Genomic DNA, 16,050 nt, shown 5'->3' on the forward strand with positions numbered 1-16,050 from the left:
TTTTCCGGCGCAGCGAGGAGGGTCCCGTGCCCGCGTGGAACACGACCCGTGCGGCGGTGCGGTCCGACACCGTGGCACGCGCGACCGCGCGATGTGCCGACACGCGGCGCGGCGTGCTCGTGGTGGGGCCTCCGGGCGCAGGCGCCAGCCGGTGCGCGGCCGACATCGCCGCAGGTCTCCGCGCCGCCGGGGTCCCCGTGGTGGTGTGGGACGACCTGGATCGTCTCGGTGCGCTGTCCGGGGTCGGTGCGCCCGGCGTCGCCGGCCCCGGACCCCGACCGCCCCGTGAGGTGCCCCCGGGTGCGGTCCTGGTGGCATCGGCAAGGGTGGGCGCGGCACTGCCCCCTGGATACGACGACGAGGTGAGCGTCCGCACCACCCGGCTGCCGCTGCGTCCGCTCACGCGCGGCGAATCGGAGAAGGTGGTCTCGGCGGCCGTCGGGATGCCCGTCTCGGCGCGACTGGTCGAGGCGCTGTGGGCGTGCTCGCACGGCAATCTCACGGCGCTGCGCGCCACCTACGACGACCTGGCCGCCCGCAAGCTGACCCGCCGCACCCGCGATCGGCTGGAGTTGGTCGAGGATCCCGCGACCGCGATCGCGGGCGTGGCCGTCGACCCGCACCTGTGGATCGACCCCCGCACGGCCGCCGCGGACCTCGGCCCCCTCACCACCGCGGCCCTCGCCCGACGCATCCTGCTCGACGACCTGGCTCGGCTACACGATGACGACGTGGTGAGCGACCTCCTCTCCCGCGGGATGCTGCTCGAGCGGCACGAGGGCGGCATCGAGGTGCTGTCGGTGCAGCCGCCGGTCCTGGCCAGGACGCTGCGGGCCGGCGCCGATCACCGGCGGCGCCGCGAGGTCTACGCGGCCGTGCTCGATCGCGCTGCATGCCGTGACGCAGGCCGGGCCAGCGAGCGGGCCGACGACCGGGCCGGCGGGCGGGCTTCAGGCGAGATCACCGGCATGGCGGCTCCCTTCCAACCGGACCCGCGAATCATCCTGTGGGCGCTGGTCAACGCCCGCCCCATCGACGCGGGGTGTGTGGTGGCCGCCGCCCGCGCCGCCCTCGACGGCCACGACTACCGCACCGGGGTGGAGCTCCACGACGCCGCCCAGCGCTCCGCGCTCACCACAGCGTCGTTCCAGCAGGCCGAGCTGTCGCTGATCGCGGGCTCGTGTCTCCGCCTGCTCGACCGGCTGCCCGACGCCGCGGCGATGTTCGACCGCTCGCTGGCCTGCCTGCGGGACGATCCCGGCGGGGCCGACCACACCCGGGTGCTCATCGAGAACGTCACGGCCCGCGCGGACCTCGCGCACTACCGCGACCGCGGCCCCGAGCAGTCGCTGCCGCTGATCGCCTCAGCGCATCAGTGGCTCCCCGCCGGCCACCCGGGGCACGCGGTGCTCGACGCGCTGGCCGTGGTGCACCTGAGCTACTCGGGCCGTTACCGCGAGGCGGCCTGCGCCTACGGCGAGCTCACCGCTGATCTTCCGGCCGAGTGGGCGCGCCGCCTGGAGCCGATCCACGCCCTCGCGCTGGACGCCATGGGGCAGTCCGATGCGGCCCTGGCGGTCATCCGGCGCGTGGCCCGCCGGTCCCGCTCGATGGGCAACCAGACGTGGGCGTCGGAGGAGTTCCTGGCGGCGCTGGTGTCGGTGATGCTGCACGGCTTCGGGATCACTGCGCTGCTCACCGAGTTGGCGCCGGTCGTCGCCGTGGAGCAGGACGATTCCGTGCGCGTCGATCACGGCGTGCGACGGGTGGTCGACGCCGAGATCTCACTGGCCGCCGGTGACCTGCCGGCCGCGATCAGTGCGGCGTCCGACGCGGTGGCGATCGTCGAGGTGGACGGTCCCGAGGATTTCCTGTCCCGTGCGCTGTCGTTGTACGCGCTGGCCGCCGCGATGTCCGGGCAGGCGGCCACGGCGGAGGAGTACCTGCAGCGGATGCGCGCCATCCCGGGGTACGCCAACTCGCCGGTGGGTCCCGAGATCCGCGGCGTGGAGGCGGGGGTGCTCGTCTGCCTGGGCCGCCCCGACGAGGCGGGCGAGGTCGTCCGGTCGCTGATCGACGAGGGGCTGAACGGTGCCGCCACCCGCGCTGCCCTGGCCGGGGTCCTCACCGCGGACCCGGAGATCTGCCGGGCACTGGCCGAGGTGGACGTCACCGGCGACGTGCCGGTGCTGGTACGCGACCTGGCGGTGGCGATGTCGGCCCGCAACCCCCGGTTGTTGCTGGACGCGGCCCGCCGGGCCCGGACGTACGGGCTGCACATGGTGGCGGCGGTCGCCGCGGACCGTGCCCGCGAAGCGGCGTCGCCGGGATCGCAGTACCACTCCCAGGCGGAGCGGATGCTCGCGACCACCGAGCTGGGCGGGCCCCTTGCCGGCCTCACCCGCGTCGGTGGCCCGGCGGTCTCGGTCCCGGCCGGGGTCTCGTTGACCCGCCGCGAATCCCAGATCGCCGACCTGGTGGGGCAGGGACTGACCAACGCCGAGATCGCCGCCGAACTCCACCTGTCCAAGCGGACGGTGGAGGGGCACCTCAACCGGATCTACACCAAGACGGGTACCCGACTGCGAGGCTGAGACCACGGCGGGGCCGAGTCGGATTCGAGGTGTGCGCGTGCAGCAGTCAGAGAGTGGTCGGCAGGCCCCGGGTGATCGGGCGACCTTCTGCGAGGCCCCGGCGGCCTACATCGTGGAGACGTACTTCGTGCTCCGGATGGTGATCGCGGGCGCGGCCATCGGCCTTCCCGTGGCACTTCTGGTGTGGGTGACCCTAGACCCTGATTTTCCGATGATGGACTCGCTGAGCTCCTTCTACTACACGCCGGCCCGCGGGCTGTTCGTCGGAACGCTGGTGGCGATCGGGGTCGCTCTGGTGGCGTACCGCGGCTACACGCGCGGTGAGAACCGGCTGCTCAACGCCGCCGGTACGCTCGCGATCGTCGTCGCTCTCTTCCCGACGGAGGACCCGGTGATGCCCGGGCTGAACGCGGTGAGCATCACCCACGCGGTGGCCGCCACGTCCTTCTTCGTCCTGGCGGCACTGTCGATCTTCTTCTACGGGCAGGAGACGATCGCCTCCATTCCGAACGCGGAGCTGCAGCGCAGCTATCGCCTGGGCTATCGGATTCTCGTGGTGCTGGTCCTGCTCTTCCCGTCCCTCGCGCTGCTCCTCGCCTGGCTGATGGACTCCACCCTGTGGCTGTTCCTGGTCGAGACCGCCGCGCTCTACGCCTTCGCGATGTTCTGGATCGTCAAGACCTACGAACTCTCGCGGTCGCATTCCCGGCGCATGCTCGTGTGATGCGTCCGCGCGAAACGGTCAGCGACGTGAACATGCCTCGGTTAATCTGAGCTCACTACTCAACGCCACTCCCATGGCCTTCCCCCTCGAGGTTCACACCATGATCCGTCGTTCCCTCACCGCTCTCGGCCTGGCGACTCTCGTCGCCCTCGGCGCCGCCCCCTCCGCCGTCGCCGCCGAGATCCCCGTCGGATCAGGGGTCATCGCCGTACCGGACATCGCACCGATCGTCGTACCGGTCCCGATGGGATTCGACGCCGCCACCGTGCCGCTCCTGCCGTTCCCGCTGGTCTGGGCCCCGCAGTTCATGCCCGCGCCGGTCGAGAGCGCGCCCGCGACCACGCCGGCCCGTCGGCTCTCGGGCTGTCGCGAGGCGTGGGACCTCGGAGTGGCCCCCATCCACCGCGGCAGCGAGTACTACGACCCGTCGATGGACGGCGACAACGACGGCATCGCCTGCGAGCGGGACAACCGCTAGGGCTGGCTGGCTCCTGCGGCGGGCGGTGGGCGCGGTGTCCTCGCGGGGTTACGTTCCGTGCGGCGCGATCACGGCCCGCCCGCTGATCTGGCCGTCGACGAGCTGCTGGTAGGCCTCCAGCGCCCGGTCGAGCGGATACACGTGGACCTCCGGCGAGATCCTGCCCGCCCGGTACAACTCCACCACCTCGTGGAGGTCCTCGAGCGTGCCCCAGTAGGTGGAGGAGAAGTCGACCTCGTAGGGCAGCTTGAAGGCGTTCCAGGCGAAGTCGTCGCCCGCCAGTCCCACCACCGTCAGCGAGCCCTGCTGGGCGACGCAGGCCGCGGCGAGCTCGAGGGTCGGGGCGGCGCCGACGAAGTCGAACACCGCGTTGACGCCGAGCCCGCCGGTGAGCTCCCTGACCTTCTCGGCGGCGCCGTCGGTCGGGACACCGATCGCGCCATCGGCCTCCGCGGCGGCGACCGCGTCGGGCTTGGTGTCGGTGGCGTACACGGTGGCCCCGGTGAGCGCCCTGATGATCTGCACCCCGACCAGGCCCAGACCGCCCAGGCCGATGCACAGCGCGGTCGCCCCGGGCGTGGTCAGGTGGGGCATCGCGCGTTTGATGGCGTGGTACGGGGTCAGGCCGGCGTCGGCGAGCGGGGCCGCGGCCACGGGGTCGGCGTCGCCGAGGGGGACGAGGTTGCGGGCGTAGGTGGTCATGTACTCGGCCATGCCGCCGTCGCGCCCCAGCCCGGTGGCCAGGTAGCCGACCGACGGCACGTCCTGGCAATAGGTGTCCTGCCCGCGCGAACACGACTTGCACCGGCCGCAGCCAATCGGGCCGTAGACCAGGTACGCGTCGCCCTCCGTCAGCCCGGTGACGCCCGGGCCCAGCTCCTCCACCCAGCCCGAGACCTCGTGGCCCAGGGTGAACGGCGGGGTCAGAAAGCCCGTGGGATCGCCGGGGAAATCGTGGAACAGGCCCACGTCGGAATGGCACGCACCGGAACCGGCCACCTTGAGCAGGACCTCGCCGGGACCCGGGGAGGGCCGGTCGACATCCTTGAGTACGGGAAAGGTCTTGAAACCCTCGAACACGACTGCCTTCATGGCTGCACACCTCGCTGACTCGCCGGAGGACGCACCAGACGAGTGACGCCCGTCACAAGTATCCCCCGGCTGTCCAGAGGCGCCGGCTGTCCAGAGACGCCGACGGGCCGGACCCCGGGGAGGGGTCCGGCCCGACGGCTCAGCGCGTGTTGCGGCTCAGCGCGTGTCCCGGCTCAGGCGGAGGCGTCCCTGGCGGCGGCCTTCTCCGAGGCGTCGTCACCGGTGGGCAGGCTGCCGGCGGCGTTCTCGAGGTGTGCGCGCACGAACCACTGGAACTTCTCCAGCTCCGCGGTCTGGCCGATGAGGATGTCCTCGGTGACCGGGTCCACGTCGCCGGCCACCGCGATGGCCTTGCGGTGGTCGGAGATCATGCCGTCGTAGACCTTGTCGAGCGCACCGAGGTGGGCTTGCGCGGTGTCCCGGCCGAGGGAGTAGTCGTCCCACGAGCGGTGATCGGCGTTCGCGCCCATCGTGCCCACCGGCGAACCGCCCAGCGTGGCGATGCGCTCGGCCAGCACGTCCGCGAAGCCGCGCACCAGCTCGACCTGCGGGTCGAGCATCTCGTGCACCGAGATGAAGTTGGGACCCACGACGTTCCAGTGCACATGCTTGAGCGTGAGGTGCAGGTCGTTGCACGCCGTCAGGCGCTTCTGCAGCGTCTCGGCGAGCGTGGCGGAGTCGGCGCTGGACAATCCTGGAACAGTGAATTGAGGCATGGCTCGACCGTAGCGGCGGCGGCTGCCGGTTGCGACCGATCGCCGCTACGGTGCGGCCCGGCGGCCGACCGGCGAACAGCCCGGCGATCAGCCCGGCGAACAGCCCGGCGATCGGCCCTGTGATCGGCCGGGGATCGGCCGTGAGGTTGACACCGTCAAGAACCAAGACAACCGTCCAAAATGTCGGATTCCGACCTACCATCGGAAGCGCCGACACGTGATGAGCACCAGCTCACCTGCCGGCCACCTCACTCGCATCGAGCGGCCCCGCGGCCGTCGCCTGAAGACAGGATTCACATGACGTCACGGACCCTCCGATCCGTCGCTACCGGCGCGGCCGCACTGCTCGTCGCCTCCGGGCTCGCCGCGGGAACCGGGGCCGGCGTCGCCGGTGCCGAGCCCGTCACCGCAGAGCCCACCGCCACAGAGTGCGCGACCTAGCAGACCGTGACGTTCAACGACGCCTCCACCCTGTGGACCGACTACCACCTCACCAAGGAGGTCGTGGGCGACGGCACCGCCGCCCCCGGCGGGACCGTGACGTTCCGGACCACCGTCAGCGGCGCCGGGGCCCTGGTCGGCCGGATCGACGACTTCCATCCGGCCGGGTTCGAGCTGGTCCGGGCGCGGGAGAGCGTCTGGTACCTGGTCGGCGGCCAGACGTGGTCGACGGTCACCGACGACGTGATCCGCGATTCCGCCACCAACTCCGTCCGCCACTCCGGGGCCGGGTGGACCACCGCCGGCAACGCCAAGGCCACCCTCGAGACCACCTACCGCGTGCCCGACGACGCGACCCCCGGCGACGTGCTCAACACCGGCGCCGCCACGACCCTCGTCCTGGCCAGCGGCCGCAAGGTCGCCAACCCCATCAACACCTGCGTGACGATCCGCGAGCCCAACCCCGCCGAAGCCGTCACCGGCAGCCTCGAGGGACTGGGTCTGGGGTCGCTGACCTCCGGCTCGAGCGCGCTGGGCGACATCGGCGCCGACCCCGCCGTGTTCTCCGCCGACCTCATCAACAACATCGACGTCGGGCAGCTGATCGGCGCCGTCGCCGGGAGCTGAGCCTTCACGCAACGAGGGCCGCGGCAGGATCGGACTCTGCCGCGGCCCTCGTCGTCGTCGTCACCCCGTCCGCTCACCCCAGTCCGAACATCCTCCCGACGAGCCCGAAGACCATCACCAGCACTACCAGGACCACGATCGCCAGCAACACCACGATGCCGGCCCGCGAGTTCGACTTGGTCGGGCTCTGGCCCGTGCGAGCGCTGTCCGAGGCCAGGGAGGTGGAATCCGAGTCCGGCGTCATGGGACCCACGGGGGAGCCGCCCGCGTCGAGGTCGGGGGAGTCGCTGGGATCCGGATCCGGGGGCGTAGTCGTCATAGCCCGTGTGTACACGATTCGCCACGGGTGTGACCGCCGTGATCGAAGGGGCCCCCGTCCCCGAACGCGTGCCGGGCGAAGCGCGTGCCGATCAGTTCATGCGTGGCGGTGTCGGGGTGCAGTGCGTCGGGGAGCGGGTGCTCGTCGGCGTCCGCGGATCCGTACAGCGCGGTGCCGTCGAGATGGTGGAGGTTCTCGTCGTCCCGGGCCTCCACGATCGACGCGAGCGCGTCCCGGATGACGCGGAGAGTCAGCCGCCCCTGCGCGGTGTCCCCGGTCTCGCCCGTCGCGATGAACCGCACCTCACCCGTGTGGAAGGTGTCCGGATCGAACGCGCCGGGGCCCGGGGTGTCCTCGTGGATGCCGCAGTAGATCGGCGAGACGAGCAGCAGCGGGGTGGTGGGGTGCCCGTCACGGATCGTGTCGAGGAACCCGTGCACCGCGGGGATGAACGCGCGCAGCCGCATCGAGTCCGAGTTGGTGACGTTGATGCCCAGCTTGAGGCTGATCAGGTCGGCGGGGGTGTCGCGCATGACGCGGGCCATGAACGGGTCGACGAGCGCGCTGCCGCCGACGCCGAGGTTGCGCAGGTCCACGCCCCCGAGTCGGGCGGCGAGGGCGGGCCAGGTCCGCGCCGGCGACGTGGCGTTGGAGCCGTGGCTGATCGAGCTCCCGTGGTGGAGCCAGCGGCGCCTGTCCGTCGGCGCGGGTGTCACCGGGGCATCCGTCCGGAGTTCGACGAGGTCGACCTGCTCGTTGTGCGGCAGCCACAGCTCGACGAGTTTCTCGCCGGCGCCCAGCCCGGTGAACCGCGTGAGGTGCGGTGGGCCGGGCACGAGCTCGGTCACGCCGGTCTGGAGGTCCGTCTCGATGGCGTCGCCGCCGGTGAGCCGGTCGCTCGCGACGAGTCGGTGGTCGACCACCAGATCGATGCTCCCGCGAGGACGGTGGATACCGCGGTAGGCGAGGCGGGTGGGGTGGGTGACCAGCTCGATGCTCTCCGCGTCGGTGACCACCGCGACCCGGACCCCGGAGGGCTGCGCCTCGACCGACAGCAACTGCGGATCGGGGAACCGGGCGCAGACCCAGGCCGGAAGCCGGTGCGGCCGCAGCCCGCGCGAGGTCGTCTCGAGGTACTCGTGACCGCGCAGGAGCTCGGGCGTCAGGGGAGTGCGGATCGTCATGGGCCAAGTGTCCACTACGGGCGCCGTGTGGCCGGGCTGGTGGGAGCCTACGTATACCGGCGGCGGGGGGCTCGGCGCGGTCTAACAGGGCTAGTGACTTGCGAGGAGGTCGGCGAACATGGCTTCGTCCGCGTCCTTGAAGTAGTGGCCGTGGGTGCGCATCACGGTCTGGATGCTGTCTGCTCCCACAAGAACGACCTCGAAACGGTCGACGTCGGCGCGGTTGCGGTACTGCGCCTCGGTGTCCTCGTAGGCGGCGACGGCCAGCTCGGTATCGGTGAACTCGTCCTGGTGGATGAGTCGCTGTTCGTCGAAGCTGTAGACCAGCAGGAAGTGAACTAGTGACTGCGACATCGAGTCCTCCCTGGTTCGGTCTTGCTCGACTGTTCTGCGGTTACGAGGCAAGCGTAGCCACACGCTCCGGCGCAACAAGGAATCGTCCAATGTGCATTCAGCCAGCGCCCATAATCGGGCATTACTCGTCGCCTGAGATCTTGGTCCAGCAGGGCAAGGCCAACAGCCGAGTCGAGTTCAGCGGCGGTAGGCCGTCGTCGAGCGGGCGGAGTTTGGCGTAGAGGTCTCTGAGCGCACGCTTGTCGGGCAGGAATTGGCCGCCAGCGGCGCGTTCGAGCACGGTGAGCGTACTGATGAGATTGATGCTCCCGACCGACTGGCCGCTGTGCCTGAGTCGACGTAGACGATCGCTCTCCCGCGATGCGCGTTCGCGACCGTCGCGGTCGTCGATGAGTACGAGCACGTCGCTTCCCGACTCGGCAGCTACCGCGGCGTGGGCAATGACCATGGTCTCCCCGAGATCGCGGGAGCGTCGAATGCGCTGGGCGAAGGGCGTACCGCTAATGCGGGTGACCGCGCGTACCAACTGGTCCGTCTCGTCGTCGGAAAGGACTTCCAGATACTTCGGCGTGAGCTTGCTCATTACCCGTCCAGCAGCTTCAAACCGAGGATGTGTGGCCTTCTGTCGCATCTCTCGCGCGACGGTTTCCGGCACGCAGAGGGAGCCGAGCGTGCCGAACAGCAGTCGTTCGCTGTGCGAGGCGAAGAAGTTCAGTCCGGGTCCGGCGTCCATGATCGGGCGCGGGGTCATACCGTCCCGCCCTCGCGCCCCTCGTCGTCGAGGTCGCTCAGGTCGATACTGACGGTGGGAAGGTCGGATGCATCGAGCGATGAGACTTCGGCCCTGCGCGGAACGACACCTGCCTGTGCCAATTCGGCTTCCACTTGCTCGGCGTCGATGCCTCTCAGTGAGGCGATGGTCTGCGCGCTGACGACCCCCTCTGCGTAACCGGAGATTGCGCGAGCCAAGAGCTTTCGCGGTGGACGCGGCCGGTCGGATTCTGCTTCCAGAGATCGGTACTGGTCGCTCCATCCGTAGCGGGCGGCGAGCGTCGGGGTAGAGAGAGATCTCCACTCCTGCTTAGTCGACTCGGTGATGTACCCGGCACGTTCCAGGTTTATCGCGGCAATCGGCGGTGACACCAGAAACCACTGCACCACCGCTGACAAGTCCGCTTCGGAAAACGACACGCGCTGACCCAGGTGAGTTTCGAGTCCCTCTTCTGGGATCAGCAGGTGTCGCGCGAATGAGTCGGCGCGAACCTCTGCCGGAGAGCGTTCGCTGAGGTCTTGACCTGCGTTCCAGTCGTCGAAAATCACATGGGCAAGCTCATGGGCGAGTGTGCTTCGTTGCCTCATTGGGTGGCGAGTACGCGCAACGCCAATGAAGATGGCGCCGCGCGACGGATCCCGCATCGCTAATCCGTGCTGGTCTCGGTCCGCGTCGAGGACGGCGACATCGATCCCCGTGGACTGCTCGATGATCGCCGCGAGATCGCCCAAGGGTTGGACGCCGAGCCCATGCCTGGCGCGGAAGTCCATCGCCGCGCGCTTGCCGGCTTGCTCGGCGGACATTCCCTCTGTGCCCGTCATATGCTCGCGAATATCGCCTGGTCGTCGAGGTAGGCGTCCAGCTCAATGAAGTGAAGTAGCTGTTCGTGCATTTGCTCCATGGCCGATCCGTTGGTGGCTCGAGCGGCGAACTGCACTCGTTCGGAGGCGTCTGAGCCAGTCAGAAAAGCAACTGTCACGCCGGTGGCGTCGGCGATCTGGATGAGCTCGGGCATTTTGGCGGCGCGATGGCCGCTGACAACCCGGCTCAGCGTCGCTTGCGAGATCCCGGTGCGGTTCTGGAGTTCTCGCTGGGAGATGTTCGCCAGCTTGAGCGCAGCTGCAATCCTCGCACCGTGGGGCAGCGTTGGCATCCGGACCCCCTCCTGAATCACTACTGCAGAACTGATTCAGTGTAGCTGAGGAGTGGCCCAGCAGTCGAGCCCGTAGGTGGCGTTATGGGCGGCCACAGAGCGACGAACTTCCAGTGCAGTCCTCCTCGTCGTCGTCGGACTCGTCACCCATCGGGGCGGTGACCGACCCGCCCGGCCCGACCGGACCACCTGAGCGCCGGCGTCACCGCGGCCGGCGCCGCACCCCGCCGTAGATCCCCTGGCGGGTGATGACGCGTTGGAGCACGACGTCGTTGACCCGCGCCGGCACGCGCACGCCTTGGCCGGTGGGCGCGAACACGATCAGGCCGTCGCGGAGCGGACCGAGCACCGAACCCCATCGGCGCGGCGGCCGGCGGTAGGCGCGTAGCGGTCGGCCGGCGAGATGCGCCCGGATGTTGCGCGCGAGCAGGACGTGCCCGCGGTTGTGGGCGGAGGTGCGCAGCGGGTCGGTGGCCGCGACATCCCCGACCGCGAACACGCCCGGATGCCCGTTGACCTGCAGTGACGGCTCCACCGCGACGAAGCCGCGGTCGTCGAGCACCCCGTCGGGCAACCACGCGGTGTTGGGGGTGACGCGGCCGATCGCCCAGATCACCACGTCGGCGTCGGCCGGCGGCTGCCCCGTGGTCCAGGTGACGGGCCCGCCGGTGAGGTGGCGGGTGTCGTGGTCGGGCGGCAGGTCCGCGCGGTGCCCGGGGTGCATGCCCACGCCGAGGCGCTCGAGGCGGGACCGCACACGTAACCAGACGCGATGGTGGTGATGGGGCAGCGCGCGCTCGCCGGGGAAGTAGAGGTGCACGGCCGTGTCCGGCCACTGCTCGGCGACCTGCGCGGCCGCGCTCACCGCCGCCGCGCAGGTCGCCGATCACCGCCACCGACCCGGCCGCCGCAAGACGCTGGTGCGGCGAGGCGAGCTCGGCGTCGACGTTCGCCGCGCCCCGGAGGGTGGGGTGGCGCCAGAAACCGTTGGTCACCCCGGTGGCCACGACGACGACGTCGTACGGTTCCTCGGCCACTGTGCTGTCGCCCGCTGTGCCGTCCGCGAGGGTGACACGCACGAGCCGCTCGCGGGTGTCCAGGCCGGTCGCGGTGCCGTGCACGATGCGAGTGCGGTCGAGGCCGCGGAATCGGCGGTAGGCGATGCGGTAGTCCCGCTCCCACGCCTCCGGCCGGGCCAGGCGCAGGCCGAGCTCCTGGCCGCTGACGAACTCCGGCGTGGCGGTGATTCCCACGACGTCGGCATACCGGTGCAGCGCGATGGCGGTGAGGACGCCCGCGTCGCCGAGCCCGACGATCACGACGCGGGGGCGGGTCATACGCGGGCGGTGGCCTTCCTGGGCGGTCGCGGGAGGAACCGGGACACGCGCTGCACGACGTCGTCGTACTCGGGGCGGCGTTCGAGGCTGCGGCGCTCCATCATCGGGATGCTCACGCCCAGGAACATGGCGAGCATCGCGGCGGCGCCGACGAACACCCACCACGCGCCGGGCCAGGCGGCCAGGCCGAACAGGGCCATCGACAGCCAGATGCCGCACTCGCCGACGTAGTTCGGGTGTCGCGACCACGACCACACCCCGGTCTGCATGACCTGGCCCGGCGTGCGGGTGGCGAGGAAGCGGTGCATCTGCAGGTCGGCGATCGTCTCCAGGGCCAGTGCGGCGATGCCGACGGCGAACGCGACGATGTCCAACCAGCCGAGTGGCTGCCCCGCGCGCGTGGCCACCACGTAGACGGGAATGAGGCCCGCGAACACCACCAGGGTGGGGAATACGTGGATCCCCATGAGGTCGGCGACGAGGCCGAACTTCCCGGCCCGCTCGCGGACCAGCGGGTAGCGCCAGTCCTCGTGATGCATCCCTGGGAAGGTGCGGACCCAGTTGGCGGTGAGGCGGATCGCCCACGCCACCAGCACCGCCATCATGAGCCACCAGCGGACGTCGTTCACGCCGGCATCGGCGGCGACCCACCAGTAGAACGCCAGGAGCGGCGGGATGACCGACCAGTAGGCGTCGTACGTGCTGGAGTTCCCGAAGATGCGGCTGAACCCGAAGATGACCAGCGTCGCGACGATGTCCGCGATCAGCCCGTCCAGCCACAACTGCCCGGTGTCCGGACCCCACACCAGCCACGCCAACCCGGCGGCGATGGCGATGACGTACGCGACGGTGATTCGCAGGAGGGACGCGCCTCGACTCATGTCAGGAGGGTAGAGCGGCGTCCGGCTGTTGGTTGAGGTAACTGCGAATGTGGCCGGTTCGGTCTATCCCGGCGCGTGTGCGTCCAGAGGGAAATGAACGACCTCGTCGTCGTCACTTCCGAGAGAGCGGATGACGAGATTCGAACTCGCGACCCTCACCTTGGCAAGGTGATGCGCTACCAGCTGCGCCACATCCGCATCGCTTCGCAGGCTCGCTCTCGCTCACCGCGTTGCGAGAAAGAACTCTAGACCATCCCTCCGGGAGCTCGTCGGGGAGGTACCCCTCGGGCGCTCGCGTCGCCCGCCGGCCCTGGCACAAGCCAGTCGCCCGTCACCTGTCGGGGTTGGTGGCCGCCCCGTCGAGCCACAGCGTGTCGGAGGCGTCGGAGTGCGCACCGCCCTCCCCCACGTGCTTCGGATCGATCTTCGGACCCGTGGTGATGACATGGACCAGGGCCATCCCGTGTCCCCGACCCAGGTCGTAGTCCTCCTTGGAGCCACGCGAGGATCGGACCGGCCTTGGTCCCGGGGCCGAAGCCCTTCGCGGTGGCGGCATCGACCAGTTGCCGGGGAGTGAGTCCGGTCCTGGTCTCGATCGTGTCGAGGTAGGCCTGGAATGACATCGGGTTCTCCTTGCTGGTGGGTGGCGGCCGGTCGGTCAGGCGGCCGGGGTGTCCGGGGTTTCCGGGCGGACGGAGTAGGTGGCGACGATGTTGCCCGCCGGGGTCTGGGTGGAGCTTCGAAGCTGCAGCCGCGTGGTGGGTACGGAGTCGTCGAAGAGCCTGCGACCGTCACCGGTGATCACCGGGTGGATGGTCAGGGTGAGCTCGTCGACCAGCCCGGCCAGGACCAGTCGTCGGGTCGTCTCGATCCCGCCGCCCACGGCGATATCGCCGCCGGGCTGTGTGCGCAACTGCTCGAGGTACTCCGCCGGGTCGCCGGAGACGATCGTGCTGTTCCACGGCAGGTCCCCGGTCAGCGTCGAGGTGAGCACGTGCTTGCGGACCGGGTTGACCCACTGGGCGAACGGGTCGTCGGCGTAGGTGGGCCAGAACCCGGACCATTCCTGCCAGAGCGTGCGGCCCAGCACCAGGTCCGTGGTGGAGGCGGTCATCTGCTGCATGGACTGCATCTCGTCGGGGCCGAACGCGTCGAACTGCCAGCGCTCCGCGTGCTCGGACACGCCGTTGAGCGTGGAGAACATGTGCGCGGTGATCTTGCGGCTCATGATGATCCCTCCTGCGGGGTTTCGGTGGCCGGTCGAGCGGGTGCCCGTGGCCCGGGGGAGTTGCCTTCACAGGGGTAGACGGGACGGGTCGGCGAAACTGATCGGTGCCGGGGGGATTTCCTTGCCGCGCCGGTCGTCTGCAGGCCGGCGGGGTCGGGGCACCGGTTTCCACGCCTACGGCAACCGTGCGGGGAGGCCGAACTCGGAGAAGTGGTGCGCGCCGATGAAGTGGGTGATGGCCGAGATGCGGCCGGCGTCGGAGTCGAGGACGTGGATCGCGAACGGCTCCCAACGCTGGTCGACGGCCGCGTGATAGACCGCGACGGCTGGTCGGCCGTTGGCGGAGGTGGTGATGGTGCGCGCGTTGCGGCAGACCTCGCCAGGACCGCGCCACCACCGTTCGATCTCGGCCGAGCCGCGCAGCCAGAGTTCGAACGGCGGCATGGAGAACTCGGCGTCGTCGGTCAGGAGTGTGACCAGCCGGTCGACGTCGTAGGCCTCGAACGCCGCGACGTACTGCTCGAGCAGGCCCGCGTCGACGTGCGGGTCGGGGCGGGGCGACGACGACGAGGTGTTCTCCGTCGGGTGGGGGAGCGCGATCTCGTGCCGGGACAGGGTCTTCCGGGCACGGGCGAGTGCGGAGTTGACGGACGGGAGGGTCATGCCGAGCAGGTCGGCGCATTCCGCGGCCGAGTGGTCGAGGACGTCGCGCAGAAGCAGCACGACCCGCTGCCGGGGCGGCAGGTGCTGGAGGGCGGCGACAAAGGCGAGCCGGACGGACTCGCGCACGACTGCGGTGGCAGAAGGATCAATCCCGAGGTGTGCGTCGCTCGCCGGGCCGATCCAGGTGACCTCGGGCAGGGTCGCCAACATCGTGGGGTCGTCGGGCACTGCGCCGGGTTCGGTGAGGTCCGTGGGCAGGGCCCTGCGCTGTGGAGCCCGCGTCATGTCGAGGCAGACGTTGGTGGCGATCGAGTACAGCCACGTACGCAGGGACGATCGGCCCTGGAACCCGGCGCCGTCCCGGGCTTTCCACGCGCGGAGCATGGTCTCCTGGGTCGCGTCCTCGGCCTCGGCGAAGCAGCCGAAGTAGCGGTAGCAGTAGCCGAGGATCTCGCGCCGGTAGTCCTCTGCCTCGATCGTGTGCACGGAACTCAGTCTCCGCCGTGGCGCGGCGGTCGTGGGGTGGTTTACGCCTCGACTGACTGGTCAGCCTGCCGGGCGGTCAGCGGCAGCAGTTCGGGTCGAGCACCCCTCGCAGGGCGTCGAGGGACTCGGCGCGCGCCCGGTAGTAGACGTTCATGCCGCGACGTTCGGAGACGACCATGCCGGTCTTGCGCAGCTGCCCGAGGTGGTAGCTGACGGTGGATTCGGCCAGATCGACACCCGTCGCCAGATCGCAGGTGCACACGCCGTCGCCGTTGTCGGTGAGCAGGATCGACACCAGCTTGAGGCGGACCGGGTCGGCGAGGGCCTTGAGGCGCAGAGCCAATTCGAGGGCGGCGGCATCGTTCATGGGGGCGGCCGACACCGAGTCGCAGCAGATCGGCCCGCTGACGTCGATCACGGGGAGCGCTTTGGGCATGAACAGAGTGTAGCGACCCTCTTGACATATATCGAAGAGCAGGAGCATTCTGGTGGAGCAAACCGATTCGATATATGTCACACAGGTGGAGGCCGCCATGTCCCGTGTTCAACTCGCCCTCAACGTCGACGACCTCGACGAGGCGGTGACGTTCTACTCGAAGCTCTTCGGCGTCCAGCCCGCCAAGCTCAAGCCCGGCTACGCCAACTTCGCGATCGCCGAGCCGCCGCTCAAGCTCGTCCTGCTCGAGAACCCCGGCAAGGGTGGCTCCATCAACCACCTCGGCGTGGAGGTCGAGTCGTCGGAGAAGGTGCACGCCGAGATCGCCCGTCTGACCGACGAGGGTCTGTTCACCGACGAGGAGATCGGCACCACCTGCTGCTTCGCCACCCAGGACAAGGTGTGGGTCACCGGACCGGCGGGGGAGAAGTGGGAGGTCTACACCGTCCTCGCCGACTCCGAGACCTTCGGCACGAGCCCACAGCACCTCGACGACCCGGCCGATTCGACCCGTTCCGAGGAGGCCGCGACCGCGGGCACGTCCTGCTGCTGAAGGCCCTCGTCG

19 protein-coding genes, 1 tRNA gene and 2 pseudogenes are annotated in these 16,050 nt (G+C 69.9%); 6 read left to right on the forward strand and 16 right to left on the reverse strand.

Annotated elements, in window-relative coordinates:
• Positions 1–26 precede the first annotated feature (26 nt).
• The 3 genes from AYO52_RS08855 (at position 27) to AYO52_RS08865 (ending at position 3,796) form a co-directional block, all read left to right on the forward strand.
• Entirely contained in the window at positions 27–2,594 is a 2,568-nt protein-coding gene (locus tag AYO52_RS08855; RefSeq protein ID WP_067716072.1) for a helix-turn-helix transcriptional regulator, read from the forward strand.
• 37 nt (positions 2,595–2,631) lie between these two features.
• Positions 2,632–3,318: a hypothetical protein gene (locus AYO52_RS08860; RefSeq protein WP_253702024.1), complete on the forward strand. Its 687-nt coding sequence runs from the start codon at positions 2,632–2,634 to the stop codon at positions 3,316–3,318.
• Between the two features lie 100 nt (positions 3,319–3,418).
• Positions 3,419–3,796 carry an excalibur calcium-binding domain-containing protein gene (locus AYO52_RS08865; protein ID WP_067716149.1) on the forward strand — a complete coding sequence of 126 codons (378 nt, stop codon included), beginning with the start codon at positions 3,419–3,421 and terminating at the stop codon, positions 3,794–3,796.
• Between the two features lie 48 nt (positions 3,797–3,844).
• On the opposite strand, the gene AYO52_RS08870 is transcribed toward AYO52_RS08865, so the two are convergent.
• Both AYO52_RS08870 and AYO52_RS08875 read right to left on the reverse strand, forming a co-directional pair.
• Positions 3,845–4,888 carry an alcohol dehydrogenase catalytic domain-containing protein gene (locus AYO52_RS08870; protein WP_067716077.1) on the reverse strand — a complete coding sequence of 348 codons (1,044 nt, stop codon included), beginning with the start codon at positions 4,886–4,888 and terminating at the stop codon, positions 3,845–3,847.
• 173 nt (positions 4,889–5,061) lie between these two features.
• Entirely contained in the window at positions 5,062–5,604 is a 543-nt protein-coding gene (locus AYO52_RS08875) for a Dps family protein (protein ID WP_067716080.1), read from the reverse strand.
• A gap of 297 nt (positions 5,605–5,901) precedes the next feature.
• Between AYO52_RS08875 and AYO52_RS18265 the strand changes: the two genes are divergently transcribed.
• The gene (locus AYO52_RS18265; RefSeq protein ID WP_156523574.1) at positions 5,902–6,045 is read left to right on the forward strand and encodes a hypothetical protein; all 144 of its coding nucleotides are present in this window, start codon (positions 5,902–5,904) and stop codon (positions 6,043–6,045) included.
• Between the two features lie 6 nt (positions 6,046–6,051).
• Entirely contained in the window at positions 6,052–6,672 is a 621-nt protein-coding gene (locus tag AYO52_RS08880; RefSeq protein WP_156523575.1) for a hypothetical protein, read from the forward strand.
• A 73-nt stretch (positions 6,673–6,745) separates the two neighbouring features.
• Here AYO52_RS08880 and AYO52_RS08885 read toward each other — a convergent pair whose 3' ends face one another.
• The 14 genes and pseudogenes from AYO52_RS08885 to AYO52_RS08945 all read right to left on the reverse strand — a co-directional run bounded on the left by AYO52_RS08885 (position 6,746) and on the right by AYO52_RS08945 (position 15,485).
• On the reverse strand, positions 6,746–6,991 hold the full coding sequence (locus AYO52_RS08885; RefSeq protein WP_067716083.1) for a DUF6480 family protein: 246 nt from the start codon (positions 6,989–6,991) through the stop codon (positions 6,746–6,748).
• Positions 6,988–8,175, reverse strand: a complete 1,188-nt coding sequence (locus tag AYO52_RS08890; protein ID WP_067716085.1) for a GDSL-type esterase/lipase family protein — start codon at positions 8,173–8,175, stop codon at positions 6,988–6,990. Before AYO52_RS08890 ends, AYO52_RS08885 begins: the two co-directional genes overlap by 4 nt.
• A gap of 90 nt (positions 8,176–8,265) precedes the next feature.
• Positions 8,266–8,529, reverse strand: a complete 264-nt coding sequence (locus AYO52_RS08895) for a hypothetical protein (RefSeq protein WP_067716088.1) — start codon at positions 8,527–8,529, stop codon at positions 8,266–8,268.
• A gap of 121 nt (positions 8,530–8,650) precedes the next feature.
• Positions 8,651–9,280, reverse strand: coding sequence for a hypothetical protein (locus tag AYO52_RS08900; RefSeq protein WP_067716090.1), 630 nt, complete (start codon positions 9,278–9,280; stop codon positions 8,651–8,653).
• Complete coding sequence (locus tag AYO52_RS08905; RefSeq protein WP_253695405.1) at positions 9,277–10,122, reverse strand: ImmA/IrrE family metallo-endopeptidase; 846 nt, start codon at positions 10,120–10,122, stop codon at positions 9,277–9,279. The genes AYO52_RS08900 and AYO52_RS08905 overlap by 4 nt, the downstream gene beginning before the upstream one ends.
• A complete protein-coding gene (locus AYO52_RS08910; RefSeq protein WP_067716093.1) occupies positions 10,119–10,454 on the reverse strand; it encodes a helix-turn-helix domain-containing protein in 336 nt (111 codons plus the stop codon). The genes AYO52_RS08905 and AYO52_RS08910 overlap by 4 nt, the downstream gene beginning before the upstream one ends.
• A 202-nt stretch (positions 10,455–10,656) precedes the next feature.
• Positions 10,657–11,791: pseudogene (locus AYO52_RS08915) on the reverse strand (FAD-dependent oxidoreductase).
• Positions 11,788–12,672: a DUF1295 domain-containing protein gene (locus tag AYO52_RS08920; protein WP_067716095.1), complete on the reverse strand. Its 885-nt coding sequence runs from the start codon at positions 12,670–12,672 to the stop codon at positions 11,788–11,790. Before AYO52_RS08920 ends, AYO52_RS08915 begins: the two are co-directional and overlap by 4 nt.
• Before the next feature lie 125 nt (positions 12,673–12,797).
• A tRNA-Gly gene (locus AYO52_RS08925) sits at positions 12,798–12,870 on the reverse strand.
• 133 nt (positions 12,871–13,003) lie between these two features.
• Positions 13,004–13,132 carry a hypothetical protein gene (locus AYO52_RS19140; RefSeq protein WP_256388222.1) on the reverse strand — a complete coding sequence of 43 codons (129 nt, stop codon included), beginning with the start codon at positions 13,130–13,132 and terminating at the stop codon, positions 13,004–13,006.
• Positions 13,133–13,220: 88 nt separating this feature from the next.
• A pseudogene (locus AYO52_RS18860) lies at positions 13,221–13,295 on the reverse strand (DUF4287 domain-containing protein); the annotation flags it as partial.
• A gap of 35 nt (positions 13,296–13,330) precedes the next feature.
• Positions 13,331–13,900, reverse strand: coding sequence for a dihydrofolate reductase family protein (locus tag AYO52_RS08935; protein WP_067716097.1), 570 nt, complete (start codon positions 13,898–13,900; stop codon positions 13,331–13,333).
• Positions 13,901–14,074: 174 nt separating this feature from the next.
• Positions 14,075–15,049: a sigma-70 family RNA polymerase sigma factor gene (locus AYO52_RS08940; protein WP_216635318.1), complete on the reverse strand. Its 975-nt coding sequence runs from the start codon at positions 15,047–15,049 to the stop codon at positions 14,075–14,077.
• 76 nt (positions 15,050–15,125) lie between these two features.
• A complete protein-coding gene (locus tag AYO52_RS08945; protein WP_067716102.1) occupies positions 15,126–15,485 on the reverse strand; it encodes an Rv2640c family ArsR-like transcriptional regulator in 360 nt (119 codons plus the stop codon).
• Between the two features lie 97 nt (positions 15,486–15,582).
• Between AYO52_RS08945 and AYO52_RS08950 the strand changes: the two genes are divergently transcribed.
• Positions 15,583–16,038 carry an ArsI/CadI family heavy metal resistance metalloenzyme gene (locus AYO52_RS08950; protein ID WP_067716155.1) on the forward strand — a complete coding sequence of 152 codons (456 nt, stop codon included), beginning with the start codon at positions 15,583–15,585 and terminating at the stop codon, positions 16,036–16,038.
• Positions 16,039–16,050 lie beyond the last annotated feature (12 nt).

The sequence above is a fragment of the Dietzia sp. 111N12-1 genome (genome assembly GCF_001658045.1).
GTDB classification, from domain to species: domain Bacteria; phylum Actinomycetota; class Actinomycetes; order Mycobacteriales; family Mycobacteriaceae; genus Dietzia; species Dietzia kunjamensis.

Coding starts and splice junctions, on each gene's coding strand:
- AYO52_RS08865 (WP_067716149.1), top strand. CDS start 3,419: ATGATCCGTCGTTCCCTCACCGCTCTCGGCCTGGCGACTCTCGTCGCC.
- AYO52_RS08870 (WP_067716077.1), bottom strand. CDS start 4,888: ATGAAGGCAGTCGTGTTCGAGGGTTTCAAGACCTTTCCCGTACTCAAG.
- AYO52_RS08875 (WP_067716080.1), bottom strand. CDS start 5,604: ATGCCTCAATTCACTGTTCCAGGATTGTCCAGCGCCGACTCCGCCACG.
- AYO52_RS18265 (WP_156523574.1), top strand. CDS start 5,902: ATGACGTCACGGACCCTCCGATCCGTCGCTACCGGCGCGGCCGCACTG.
- AYO52_RS08885 (WP_067716083.1), bottom strand. CDS start 6,991: ATGACGACTACGCCCCCGGATCCGGATCCCAGCGACTCCCCCGACCTC.
- AYO52_RS08890 (WP_067716085.1), bottom strand. CDS start 8,175: ATGACGATCCGCACTCCCCTGACGCCCGAGCTCCTGCGCGGTCACGAG.
- AYO52_RS08895 (WP_067716088.1), bottom strand. CDS start 8,529: ATGTCGCAGTCACTAGTTCACTTCCTGCTGGTCTACAGCTTCGACGAA.
- AYO52_RS08900 (WP_067716090.1), bottom strand. CDS start 9,280: ATGACCCCGCGCCCGATCATGGACGCCGGACCCGGACTGAACTTCTTC.
- AYO52_RS08905 (WP_253695405.1), bottom strand. CDS start 10,122: ATGACGGGCACAGAGGGAATGTCCGCCGAGCAAGCCGGCAAGCGCGCG.
- AYO52_RS08910 (WP_067716093.1), bottom strand. CDS start 10,454: ATGCCAACGCTGCCCCACGGTGCGAGGATTGCAGCTGCGCTCAAGCTG.
- AYO52_RS08920 (WP_067716095.1), bottom strand. CDS start 12,672: ATGAGTCGAGGCGCGTCCCTCCTGCGAATCACCGTCGCGTACGTCATC.
- AYO52_RS19140 (WP_256388222.1), bottom strand. CDS start 13,132: ATGGCCCTGGTCCATGTCATCACCACGGGTCCGAAGATCGATCCGAAG.
- AYO52_RS08935 (WP_067716097.1), bottom strand. CDS start 13,900: ATGAGCCGCAAGATCACCGCGCACATGTTCTCCACGCTCAACGGCGTG.
- AYO52_RS08945 (WP_067716102.1), bottom strand. CDS start 15,485: ATGCCCAAAGCGCTCCCCGTGATCGACGTCAGCGGGCCGATCTGCTGC.
- AYO52_RS08950 (WP_067716155.1), top strand. CDS start 15,583: ATGTCCCGTGTTCAACTCGCCCTCAACGTCGACGACCTCGACGAGGCG.